The following is an 11,631-nucleotide window of genomic DNA, read 5'->3' on the forward strand; positions in this document are numbered from 1 at the left end:
TCGACACCAGGCGCATCAGCGGTCGTCGAGCGCCATCCCGCCGCGATCGACCAGGCCCCACGCCGCCGCGGCCGCGACCACGAAGCACGCGCCGAACACCGCGAACAGCACCGGCGCGCCCCCGGCGACGAGCACGACCGGCACTGCGAGCGGAGCGATGATGGACGCGATACGCCCCACTCCGGCGGCCCAGCCCGCGCCGGTGCCGCGAAGCGAGGTCGGGTAGATCTCCGGTGTGACCGCGTACAGCGCACCCCATGCGCCCAGGTTGAAGAACGAGAGAGCCATGCCCGAGGCGATGATCGCGGCTTCGGTCGTCGACGTGCCGAAGAAGACGGCCGAGACCGCCGAGCCGATCAGGAAGACCGACAGCGTCGTGCGTCGACCCCACACCTCGATGAGCCACGCGGCGACGGCGTAACCCGGAAGCTGCGCGAGCGTGATGATGAGAGTGAAACCGAAAGAGCGGACGAGATCGAAGCCTGCATCGACCAGGATGCTGGGGATCCAGATGAAGGCGCCGTAGTACGCGAAATTCACGCACAGCCAGACGACCCATAGACACAGGGTGCGCACGCGGAACTCGCCGTTCCACAGTGTCGTCAGACGAGCTCGCGTCGTCACGGCGATCGCCCGCGACATCGGCTCGCGTCTGATCGCAGGCCCCGGCTCGACACCGGCGTCGGCCTCGAACGCCGAGACGATGCGATCGGCCTCGGCGATGCGCCCGCGCGACGCGAGCCACCGAGGCGATTCCGGCAGTCCCCAGCGCACGATCAGTGCGTAGACCGCGGGGATCGCGCCGAGGGCGAACGCCCAGCGCCAGCCGGCGTCGGACGCGGGGATCACGAAGAAGCCGATCAGTGCGGCCGCCGTCCATCCCACCGCCCAGAACGCCTCGAGTATGACGATCAGTCGGCCTCTGATGCGCGCCGGCGCGAACTCGCTCACGTACGTCGACGCCACGGGAAGCTCGGCGCCGAGCCCCAGCCCCACCAGGAAGCGCAGCACGAGAAGCGCGGCGAGGCCGCTCACGAGCGCACTCGCTCCGGTGGCGATGCCGTAGATGAGCAACGTCAGAGCGAAGACCTGGCGCCGTCCGAGCCGGTCGGCGAGAAGTCCGCCCAGCGTTGCGCCGATCGCCATTCCGATGAAGCCGACGGAGGCGATCCACCCGGCATCCGCCTTCGTCAGGCCCCACTGCTGGGTGAGTGCGGCGAGGATGAACGAGATGAGTCCCACGTCCATCGCATCCAGAGCCCACCCCACGCCTGATCCTGTGAGCAGACGAAGGTGGCGGCGCGTGAACGGAAGCTCATCGAGACGCCCGGCGATGGACGCCCGGCTCGGCAGCGCGGTGTTGGCCATCCCCTCATCGTAGAGGGGAGCGCCGCGCTGCCGAGTCCCGCGTCAGTCCTGGGCGGCCAGCAGCTTGCGCACCCGAGGGATGACCTCGGACCCGTAGAGCTCGATGCTGCGCATCATCGAGTCGTGCGACAGCGTGCCGGTGGCGTACTTCATGTCGAATCGCCCGAGTCCGAGCGTCGTGACGGTGTCGGCGATCTTGGCCGCGACCCGGTCGGGAGAACCGACGTAGAGGGCACCCGCGGGACCGACGTCGTTCTGGAACCGCGCCCGGCTGTAGGGAGGCCACCCGCGCTCGCGACCGATGGTGTTGTTCATCGCCTCGAAACCGGAGTACGCGGCCTCCCACGCTTCCTCGTCGGTGTCGGCGATGTGACCAGGCGAGTGCACCGCGATCGGATGCGACGTCGTGCCGAAGGATGCGATCGAGCGGTGGTAGAGGTCGACGAACTGACGGAATCGCCCCGCAGGACCTCCGATGATCGCGAGCATCAGGCCCAGTCCGTGGCGGGCGACCCGCACGACGGATTCGGGGCTGCCGCCGACACCCACCCAGGTGCGCAGACCGTTCTCCGTCTTCGGGAAGACATTCGCGTTCTCGAGCGATGCGCGCATCGAGCCGGACCAGGTCACCGGCTCCTCCTTGAGGAGCTCGACGAAGAGGTCGAGCTTCTGCTCGAAGAGCGCGTCGTAGTCGCGGAGGTCGTATCCGAAGAGCGGGAAGGACTCGATGAACGATCCGCGCCCGAGCACGACCTCGGCGCGTCCGTTGGAGAGCGCGTCGAGTGTCGAGAACCGTTCGAAGACGCGCACCGGGTCGTCGGAGGAGAGCACGGTGACGGCGGTGCCGAGGCGGATGTTCTCTGTGCGCCCTGCGATGGTGGCGAGCACCATCTCCGGGGACGACACCGCGAACTCCTCGCGGTGGTGCTCCCCCACACCGAAGAAGTCGACACCGACGCTGTCGGCTCGCTCCGCCTGCTCGACGATGTTGCGGATCGTCTGCGCGCCGGTCAGGAGCTCGCCGTCGTCGCCTCTCGTGATGTCTCCGAAGGTGTCCAGTCCGAACTCGATGCTCATGTCAGCCCTTTCTATTCAGCTGAATGAACAGCGCACACCGGCGCGGCATTCCCTCAGCGATTCAGAAGTGCCGTGCGGAGCGTGTCGAGTCCGACCCCGCCCATGTCGAGCGCGCGCTTATGGAACTCCTTCACATCGAAGTCCGCGCCACGCTCCGCCTGATACGCGTCGCGCACCTGCTCCCAGATGCGCTGCCCGACCTTGTACGACGGAGCCTGCCCCGGCCAGCCCAGATACCGATTGACCTCGAACTGCACGAACTGATCGGACATGTTGACGTTCTTGCGCATGAAGTCCAGGGCATAGTCGGCATCCCACGTGCCCTGACCGTCGAGACGAGGCTTGCCGAGGTGCACACCGATGTCCAGCACGACGCGGGCTGCGCGCATCCGCTGACCGTCGAGCATGCCGAGCCTGTCCGCCGGGTCGTCGAGGTAGCCGAGCTGCTGCATCAGACGTTCGGCGTACAGCGCCCATCCCTCTGCGTGTCCCGACGTCCCTGCGAGCAGACGGCGCCAGGAGTTGAGCTCCGCGCGGTTGTAGACCGCCTGGGCGATCTGCAGGTGGTGCCCCGGGACGCCCTCGTGGTAGACGGTCGTCAGTTCCCGCCAGGTGTCGAACTCGGTGACGCCTTCGGGCACCGACCACCACATCCGGCCGGGGCGCGAGAAGTCGTCGGTGGGGCCGGTGTAGTAGATGCCGCCCTCCTGCGTCGGAGCGATCATGCACTCGAGGGTACGGATCGCCTCCGGGATGTCGAAGTGCGTCGCGCCGAGCTCTGCGACGGCACGGTCGCTCGTCTCCTGCATCCAGCGCTGTAGAGCATCGGTGCCCACGAGCTTGCGGGACGGGTCGGCCTCGAGATGGGCGACAGCCTCTTCGACGGTGGCTCCGGGCAGGATCTCGTTCGCGATCGCGGTCTGCTCCGCGACCATGCGGGCGAGTTCTTCGCGGCCCCATTCATAGGTCTCGTCGAGGTCGATCGTCGCTCCGAGGAAACGTCGCGAGTTGAGCGCGTAGAGTTCTCGGCCGACGGCGTCCGTCTCAGTCGCTGCCGGTGCCAGCTCGTCAGCGAGGAAGCTGCGGAGCTCGTCGTAGGCGACCCGAGCGGCGGCCGAGTTGTCGGCCAGAGTACGGGCGAGCGATGCGGGGAGATTGCCGTCCTGAGGCGCTGCCTCGGCGACGAATGCAGCGAAGAATCCGTCGTCGGCGGTATAGCGATCGATCTGCGTCGCGACTTCCACGACCTGACGGCGTGCAGGGGTCACTCCGGCGGCGATGCCTGCACGGAGGGTCTCGGTGTAGCCCCGGAGCGCATCAGGGACCGCGGCGAGGCGGGTGGCGATGACGCTCCAGTCGTCCGCCGTCGCGGTGGGCATCAGGTCGAAGGCCGACCGTACGTCCTGCGCCGCCGACGCGATGACGTTCAGGTCGCGCAGGTGCCAGTCGGCATCGTGCAGTTCGAGGTCGAGACTCAGCTCGGCGGCCAGATCGGTTTTGGTGACCTCATCGATCGCGTCGACGGGTTCGAGCGCTTCGAGCGCGGCGAGGGTCGACCGAGTCGCTCGCACGATCTCCTCGTGCCCCTCGGGGCTCAGGTCGCCGAAACGGTCGTTGACGTCGTCCCGGCCGATGTAAGTGCCGAGCGTCGGAGCGAGCACCGCGATGGTGTCGACCCACTCATCGGCGACTCTGTCGATGGCAGACGGTGTGCGAGAGGAAGAGGTCATCCCTCCAGCGTAGCCCTGCGCCCCGGCGCAGGATATTGGTACCCGTCGCCGGGGCTGTCGGCCCTCGCGGTCGCATCCGTCGTCACGGACGCGCGGTCGGAATCAGTGCGCCGCCTCGTTCCAGTCCTGCCCGCGCCCGACCTGCACGTCGAGCGGCACGGTGAGATCCGCCGCATCGCCCATGCGAGTCCGAACGATCCGCTCGGCCGCGTCCCACTCCCCCGGTGCGACCTCGACGACGAGTTCGTCGTGGATCTGCAGCAGCGCACGCGAGGACAGTCCCTCCGACCTGAGGTCTTCGTGGATGTGCAGCAGCGCGATCTTCATGATGTCGGCCGCGCTGCCCTGGATCGGTGCGTTGAGCGCCGCGCGCTCGGCGTTCTCGCGCAGCACGCGGTTGGGGCTCGCGAGGTCGGGGAAGGGTCGCCGCCGCCCGAAGATGGTCTCGGTGTAGCCGACCTCTTTGGCCTCCATGACGGACGCCCGGAGGTAGTCGCGTACCGCTCCGAACCGCGCGAAGTACTCGACCATCAGCTGCTTCGCCTCGGACTGCTCGATGCGGAGCTGCTTCGACAGGCCGAACGCGGAGAGACCGTAGACGAGGCCGTAGGACATCGCCTTCACCTTCGTGCGCATCGCGGACGTCACCTCGCTCGGTTCGACTCCGAACACTCGCGCGCCGACGAAGCGGTGGAGGTCCTCACCGCTGTTGAACGCCTCGATGAGGCCTTCGTCGCCGGACAGATGGGCCATGATGCGCATCTCGATCTGCGAGTAGTCGGCGGTGAGCAGCGACTTGTACCCCTCTCCCACCTGGAACGCGCTGCGGATGCGACGCGACTCCTCGGTGCGCACCGGGATGTTCTGCAGGTTCGGGTCTGTGCTCGACAGGCGCCCGGTCTGGCTTCCGGTCTGCACATACGTCGTATGCACGCGGTGATCGGTTCCGATCGCGGTGTCGAGCGACTCGATGATCTGACGGAGCTTCGTGGCCTCACGGTGCTGCAGCAGCAGACCGAGGAACGGATGCGGATGCGACTCCTGGAGATCGGCGAGCACCGCAGCATCCGTGGAGTATCCGGTCTTCGTCTTGCGGGTCTTGGGCAGCTGCAGGTCGTCGAACAGCACCTCCTGGAGCTGCTTCGGAGATCCGAGATTGAATTCGCGACCGACGATCCCGAATGCCTCCTGTGCGAGGCGGTCGGCGCGCGTCGCCAGCTCGCCCGAGAACGTCGAGAGGACGTCGTGCGACACCGCGACTCCCGCGACCTCCATGTCGGCCAGGGTGAGCAGGGTCGGAAGCTCGATGTCGGTGAGCACAGCGGCGACCGACTCGGGGATGTCGTCACGCAGAGCCGTGGCGACGCGGAGCGCGAACCAGGCCTCCTGCGATGGGGTGGCGCCCTCGGTCTCCGGCACGAGCTGCGAGGGATCCGCCTCGGGGAGCTTCTCTCCGAGATAGCGTTCGACGAGGTCGGACAGGGTCTTGTCGGGGAAGCTCGGTCGCAGCAGCCAGCCGGCGAGACTGGTGTCGTAAGCGAGTCCCTGGAGCCGGATGCCGAGGCGCAGCAGTGCCTTCACCTGGGGCTTCGCATCATGCAGCACCTTGGGGCGCGTCGACTCGAGCCACGGTCTCAGCACCTCGATGTCGTCATCGTTCCAGTCGAGTTCGCGGAGCTCGCTCGCGGTCGCGGCGCCGAGACGCGTCGGTGCCCCGCCCTGCACGACGATACGCAGTGCGATGTCGTCCGTCTGCGCGTCGGCCCAGCTGACGAACTCGGCTGCGGTGACCTGAGTCGGTTCGGGCAGCACCACCGTCGCGGCCGGATCGTCGGCGACCTCGCCGGCGCCGACTGCTTCGAAGACACGGGGCAGCAGCGTGCGGAACTCGAGGCGGGCGAAGATGTCGCGCACGGCCTGAGCGTCGATCGGGGCGACCGCGAGGTCGTCGGGAGCGACGGGAAGCTCGACGTCGCGCAGCAGTCGGTTGAGCCGACGGTTACGGCGCACGTCCTCGATGTGATCGCGCAGGTTGCCGCCCACGACCCCCTTGATCTCATCGGCTCGCTCGAGCAGGTCGTCGAGCGAACCGAACTGCGTCAGCCACTTGACGGCGGTCTTCTCCCCCACCTTGGGCACGCCGGGGAGATTGTCGCTCGTCTCGCCCACGAGAGCCGCGATGTCGGGATACTGCTCGGGCCGCACTCCGTAGCGTTCCTGCACGGTCACCGGGTCGTAGCGCTTGAGCTGCGAGACGCCCTGCACGGACGGGTACAGCAGCGTGACGTCGTCGGTGACCAGCTGGATCGTGTCACGGTCTCCGGAGACCACCAGGACGTCGTATCCCTGCTCCGCGCCCTGCGTCGAGAGCGTCGCGAGGATGTCGTCGGCCTCGAAGCCCTCTTTGGTGAGCACGGGGATCGACATCGCCGCGAGGCAGTCCTGCAGCAGCGGGATCTGACCCCGGAACTCCTGCGGGGACTCCGACCGCGTCGCCTTGTATTCGGGATACTGATCGGTGCGGAACGAATGACGGGAGGTGTCGAACGCGATCGCCATGTGCGTCGGCTGCTCGGCCTTGATGAGGTTCACCAGCATCGACAGGAAGCCGTAGATGGCGTTCGTGTGCTGATTGTCCTTCGTCGTGAAGTTCTCGACCGGGAGGGCGAAGAAGGCACGATAGGCGAGCGAATGGCCGTCGACGACCATGAGGGTAGGCTTTGCGGAGTCCGTCACCCTGTCAGCCTAACGAGGACGACAGACACCCGCTGAGGAGGAACCATGAGCGACACTGCCACCAGTGCAGGACTCGACTGGGCGACAGCCCGCGGAATGGGTGCTCTCGCTCAGAAGATGGGCATGGAGTTCCTCGAGTTCACCACCGAGCGATGCGTCGCGACGCTCCCGGTCGAGGGGAACACACAGCCCGTCGGCCTCATGCACGGCGGTGCCTACGTGGTTCTCGGCGAGTCGCTCGGCTCGATGGCGGCGAACCTGCACGCGGGCCCGGGCCGACTCGCGGTCGGGGTGGACATCAACGCCACCCACACGCGCTCCGCCACGTCGGGTATCGTGACGGGCGTCTGCACACCCGTCCATCTCGGCCGCAGCATCACCGTGCACGAGATCGTCGTGACCGACGATCAGGGGCGTCGTTGCTCGACCATCCGGATCACCAACATGATCAAGGACGCTCCCGCGGCAGGCTGAGCGGCTCGACCAGCAGCAACTGGAACAGCAGGTGATCCTGCCACTCCCCCGCGATGCGCAGGTACTGCGGCGCGATGCCGATGCGCTCGAAGCCGTTGTCGGCGAGCACACGCTGTGAACCAGAGTTGTGCAGGAGGGTCGCTGCCTGCAGCCTGTGCAGCTGCACCTCGTCGCGGGCGTACTCGGCGACCCGGTGCACGCCGCGGGAAGCGAGTCCCCGCCGCAGACGCGTCCTGTCGACCCAGTAGCCCAGGTCCGCATTCCAGAAAGCCCCGCGGACGATGTTGTTGAGGTTGATCCTTCCGCGGATCTCACCATCGGACGACTCGATCACGAACCGGATGTTGCGACCGGCCGAGGCTTCGATGACGCACTGCTCCGCATGGAACTCCTGCCACTCCGGAGTGAAGAACTCCGGAGCCCTGAGCGGTTCCCACGGCGCGAGATGGTCGCGATTCGCGGAGTACGCTCTCGCGAGGGCCGCGCCGTCGCCGATCCGGACCGGACGCAGAACATGCTCTGCGTCGAGTGGAAGCAAAGGCTACTTCTTCGGAGCGAGCTGCTCGATGATCGCCTTCGCCACGTCCTGCATCGTCAGGCGGCGGTCCATCGATGCCTTCTGGATCCAGCGGAACGCCTCGGGCTCGGAAAGGCCCATCTTCTCGTTGAGCAGTCCCTTGGCGCGGTCGACGAGCTTGCGGGTCTCGAAGCGCTCGACCATGTCGGCGACCTCGGCCTCGAGCGTGATGATCTGCTCGTGGCGAGCGAGAGCGATCTCGATGGCGGGCAGCAGGTCGTTCGGCGTGAACGGCTTGACCACATAGGCCAGGGCGCCGGCCTCGCTGGCCCGTTCGACGAGCTCCTTCTGGCTGAATGCCGTGAGGAGGACGACGGGTGCGATGTTGCCCTTGTGCAGCTTCTCGGCGGCGCTGATGCCATCGAGCTGCGGCATCTTGACGTCCATGATGACGAGATCGGGGCGCAGCTCGGTCGCCAGCGCCACGGCGGTCTCTCCGTCGCCGGCCTCGCCGACGACATCGAAGCCGTTGTCGCGGAGGATCTCGACGATGTCGAGACGGATCAGCGACTCGTCCTCGGCGACGACGACGCGTCGGGGTGCGGATGACGTGGGCTGCTCGGCTGCCTGTTCTTGCTCGGTCACAGATCCATCCTAGTGGAGAGCGCCTCTGAGGTCCCCCGATGCCGCGGCGCGTGAGGATCGACACTGATGCGCTGCGCTAAAGTCGAAGACGCGACACACGAGCCGGCGTGGCGGAATGGCAGACGCGGAGCACTCAAAATGCTTTGTCCGAAAGGGCGTGTGGGTTCGAGTCCCACCGCCGGCACATCAGAGAACAGGCCTCAGACGAGTGACCAGATCTCATCGTCGATGAGCAGGTAGCGATCCAGTGCGGGCCGCATGGCCGCGTGCAGTTCGCGCTCCGCGACGGCAGGATGCTCTGCGAGCACGACCCGGGTCGGCACCGCCGCACGGATGATCGCGTCGAGGTTCTCGTCGGAGGCGTCAACCGGGGCTCCGTCACGCAGCACGGGCATGTAGGTGCCGCCACCGTAGATGCGGGCTCCGTCGTCCGCCGCAATCGTCTCGGCGATGCGCGTCTGCGCGAGCGGCACCGGCACGCACGCGATCGCGTCGCACGTTCGGAATCGACGCTTGAGGCGGTAGCGGACTCCGATGCTGCCGGGCTTCGCCGACGTCATCGGATCAGCCATCACCGCAGCAGGGTCGACCGGGGCCACCGAACGACCCGCACCGGGCACGCCGCACGGCGGCCGGGCGCTGTCGAGGCGCGCGTCCGTGGCGGGTTCGATGGTCGCTTCATCCATGGGCACGGCGCCCGCGTGGTCTGTCACGGCGTGCGCCAGCACCAGAGTATCCGTCATGCGCTGAGAATCCGTCATGTCGCGGCGCCGACCGGTCCCGAGACGGTGCCCGCGGGCGCCGAGGCCGAGCGGCTCAGGGTTCGGAGAGAGACGCGACCTCGCCGAGGACGCGAGGATCCGCGAGGATCCGGAAGTGCCCGCCTGTGTCGAGCCGGACGTTCCGGCGCGCACCCGGCAGTTCGCTGCCCTCGGGGATATGCGGATCGAAGGTGGCGTACACCGATACGATCCGTTCGTTCACGTCCTGATGCCGAGCGAGCTCCACGATCGAGGGGTGCGAGGGGGCGAAGGCCCACAGGGACGGGACAGGGAGTATCCGTGCGTACCGGGAACCGCCGAAGGGAGTCGCGACCGCCAACATGGCGCGCACTCGAGTCCCCGCCGGGCCGGCCATCGCGAGCTTCCCCGCGAGTCCGCCCTTGCTGTGCGCGACGAGCAGCACGTCGGACAGGTCCGCGCGCTCGAGGAAGGCCGTCACGACCCGCGCTGCATCCCGCACGGGACGCTGATTGCGTCTCAGGGCATCGACCACGTAGATCGGATGGCCGCGATCATGCAGGGCCGTGATCAGCGGTTGCATGAAGCGCCATGTCTCGTAGACCCCGGGAAGGATGACGATCGGAGCAGCATGGCCCCTGGCGAACGAAGACGGATCGCGGCGGTCGAAGGCCGAGCGCACCTGCCAGTAGGCGGCATAGGCGTAGTCCGCGATCCACCAGCGGGCCCGTCTCACGAGATCGATGATGTCCCCTCCCCTGGTGGCCGCGCCGCATCCGTCACGCCAGACGATACCAACCGCCAGGACTCCCCGGCGACGGATACGACGAAGGGGCGGAACCGTGGCTCCGCCCCTTCGCCTCTTGCCTGGATCAGACCGTGGCTTCCTTGTAGATCGGAGCAGCGCCGTTCACGGCGTCTCCGACCTTGTGCACGCGGATGTCGTTGGTCGAGCCGACGATTCCGGGAGGGGAACCGGAGATCACGACGACCTTGTCACCCTCGACGGCGAGTCCGCTGCTGAGCAGATAGTCGTCGACCTGCAGATACATCAGGTCCGTGTGCTGGACCATGTCGACGAGCTTCGAGCGGATGCCCCAGGTGAGCGCCATGCGACGGCGGATGCTCGGCTCGGGTGTGAACGCGATCATCGGGATGCGCGAGCGCAGACGCGAGAGACGACGCGCCGAGTCACCCGACTGGGTGAACACGCAAAGGAACTTCGCGTCGACGAACTCGGCCACCTCGAGAGCGGCGAGAGTGATCGCACCACCCTGCGTGCGCGGCTTGTTCGTCAGCGGGGCGATGCGCTCGAGTCCGTGCTCTTCGGTGGACTCGATGATGCGAGCCATCGTCTCGACGACAACGACCGGGTAGTCACCCACGCTGGTCTCGCCCGAGAGCATCACGGCATCCGCGCCGTCGAGCACGGCGTTGGCGACGTCGGAGGTCTCGGCGCGCGTCGGCACCGGGCTGTTGATCATCGACTCGAGCATCTGAGTGGCGACGATGACGGGCTTCGCGTTGCGGCGTGCCAGTTCGACAGCGCGCTTCTGGACGATCGGCACGGCCTCCAGAGGCAGCTCGACCCCGAGGTCGCCACGGGCGACCATGATCGCGTCGAACGCGTCGACGATCTCCTCGAGAGCGTCGACGGCCTGCGGCTTCTCGACCTTGGCGATGACGGGAACCTTGACGCCCTCTTCTGCCATGATCTCGTGCACGCGGCTGACGTCTTCGGCGTTGCGGACGAACGACAGGGCGATGAGGTCGGCGCCGATGCGCAGGCCCCAACGGAGGTCGTCCTCGTCCTTCTCGCTGAGCGCGGGGACGTTGACGGCGACGCCGGGCAGGTTGATGCCCTTGTTGTTCGAGACGGCGCCCGCGACGATCACGCGCGTCGTGACGGTGACTCCGTCGGTCTCGACGACCTCGACGCGGACCTTGCCGTCGTCGATAAGCAGGAAGTCGCCCGGCTTGACGTCGTTGGGCAGGCCCTTGAACGTCGTGCCCGAGATCTCCTTGTTGCCGATGATGTCTTCGGTCGTGATCTTGAAGATGTCGCCTTCGGCGAGCTCGTAGGGACCGTTCTCGAACTTGCCGAGACGGATCTTCGGTCCCTGAAGGTCGACGAGGATGGCGACGGCGCGGCCCGCATCGTCGGCAGCGCGACGGACGTTGGCGTAGTTGTTCTCGTGCACGGAGTAGTCACCGTGGCTGAGGTTCAGACGGGCGACGTCCACTCCGGCGTCGATGAGTGCACGCACGGTCTCGTACGTGGAGGTGGCGGGGCCCAGGGTGGCGACGATTTTCGCGCGTCTCAAAGATTGCTCCAGGGTAGTGG

10 protein-coding genes and 1 tRNA gene are annotated in these 11,631 nt (G+C 67.2%); 2 read left to right on the forward strand and 9 right to left on the reverse strand.

What is annotated here, in order from left to right:
- Positions 1-15: 15 nt before the first annotated feature.
- From BMW26_RS08460 to polA, 4 genes are all read right to left on the reverse strand, one after another.
- Positions 16-1,368, reverse strand: coding sequence for an MFS transporter (locus BMW26_RS08460; RefSeq protein ID WP_072591281.1), 1,353 nt, complete (start codon positions 1,366-1,368; stop codon positions 16-18).
- A 42-nt stretch (positions 1,369-1,410) separates the two neighbouring features.
- Positions 1,411-2,445: an LLM class flavin-dependent oxidoreductase gene (locus tag BMW26_RS08465; protein WP_056278758.1), complete on the reverse strand. Its 1,035-nt coding sequence runs from the start codon at positions 2,443-2,445 to the stop codon at positions 1,411-1,413.
- Positions 2,446-2,498: 53 nt separating this feature from the next.
- Positions 2,499-4,175, reverse strand: coding sequence for a DUF885 domain-containing protein (locus tag BMW26_RS08470; protein ID WP_072591282.1), 1,677 nt, complete (start codon positions 4,173-4,175; stop codon positions 2,499-2,501).
- 102 nt (positions 4,176-4,277) lie between these two features.
- Positions 4,278-6,911, reverse strand: coding sequence for a DNA polymerase I (polA, locus tag BMW26_RS08475; RefSeq protein WP_072591283.1), 2,634 nt, complete (start codon positions 6,909-6,911; stop codon positions 4,278-4,280).
- 45 nt (positions 6,912-6,956) lie between these two features.
- On the opposite strand from polA, the gene BMW26_RS08480 reads away from it, so the two are divergent.
- A complete protein-coding gene (locus BMW26_RS08480; RefSeq protein WP_072591284.1) occupies positions 6,957-7,385 on the forward strand; it encodes a hotdog fold thioesterase in 429 nt (142 codons plus the stop codon).
- On the opposite strand, the gene BMW26_RS08485 is transcribed toward BMW26_RS08480, so the two are convergent.
- Both BMW26_RS08485 and BMW26_RS08490 read right to left on the reverse strand, forming a co-directional pair.
- Positions 7,360-7,923, reverse strand: a complete 564-nt coding sequence (locus BMW26_RS08485; RefSeq protein WP_072591285.1) for a GNAT family N-acetyltransferase — start codon at positions 7,921-7,923, stop codon at positions 7,360-7,362. The genes BMW26_RS08480 and BMW26_RS08485 overlap by 26 nt on opposite strands.
- Before the next feature lie 3 nt (positions 7,924-7,926).
- On the reverse strand, positions 7,927-8,547 hold the full coding sequence (locus tag BMW26_RS08490) for an ANTAR domain-containing response regulator (RefSeq protein WP_042536652.1): 621 nt from the start codon (positions 8,545-8,547) through the stop codon (positions 7,927-7,929).
- 101 nt (positions 8,548-8,648) lie between these two features.
- Between BMW26_RS08490 and BMW26_RS08495 the strand changes: the two genes are divergently transcribed.
- Positions 8,649-8,731: transfer RNA gene (locus BMW26_RS08495), tRNA-Leu, on the forward strand.
- A gap of 16 nt (positions 8,732-8,747) precedes the next feature.
- Here the strand turns inward: BMW26_RS08495 and BMW26_RS08500 are convergent.
- The 3 genes from BMW26_RS08500 to pyk form a co-directional block, all read right to left on the reverse strand.
- Positions 8,748-9,290 (reverse strand): hypothetical protein, encoded by a 543-nt coding sequence (locus tag BMW26_RS08500; protein ID WP_072591286.1) that lies wholly within the window; start codon positions 9,288-9,290, stop codon positions 8,748-8,750.
- A 73-nt stretch (positions 9,291-9,363) separates the two neighbouring features.
- Positions 9,364-10,023 (reverse strand): esterase/lipase family protein, encoded by a 660-nt coding sequence (locus BMW26_RS08505; RefSeq protein WP_232224554.1) that lies wholly within the window; start codon positions 10,021-10,023, stop codon positions 9,364-9,366.
- A 136-nt stretch (positions 10,024-10,159) separates the two neighbouring features.
- Positions 10,160-11,611 carry a pyruvate kinase gene (gene pyk / locus BMW26_RS08510; protein ID WP_053096089.1) on the reverse strand — a complete coding sequence of 484 codons (1,452 nt, stop codon included), beginning with the start codon at positions 11,609-11,611 and terminating at the stop codon, positions 10,160-10,162.
- Positions 11,612-11,631 lie beyond the last annotated feature (20 nt).

Source organism: Microbacterium sp. 1.5R (assembly GCF_001889265.1).
Taxonomy (GTDB): Bacteria; Actinomycetota; Actinomycetes; order Actinomycetales; family Microbacteriaceae; genus Microbacterium.

Coding starts and splice junctions, on each gene's coding strand:
- BMW26_RS08460 (WP_072591281.1), bottom strand. CDS start 1,368: ATGGCCAACACCGCGCTGCCGAGCCGGGCGTCCATCGCCGGGCGTCTC.
- BMW26_RS08465 (WP_056278758.1), bottom strand. CDS start 2,445: ATGAGCATCGAGTTCGGACTGGACACCTTCGGAGACATCACGAGAGGC.
- BMW26_RS08470 (WP_072591282.1), bottom strand. CDS start 4,175: ATGACCTCTTCCTCTCGCACACCGTCTGCCATCGACAGAGTCGCCGAT.
- BMW26_RS08480 (WP_072591284.1), top strand. CDS start 6,957: ATGAGCGACACTGCCACCAGTGCAGGACTCGACTGGGCGACAGCCCGC.
- BMW26_RS08500 (WP_072591286.1), bottom strand. CDS start 9,290: ATGACGGATACTCTGGTGCTGGCGCACGCCGTGACAGACCACGCGGGC.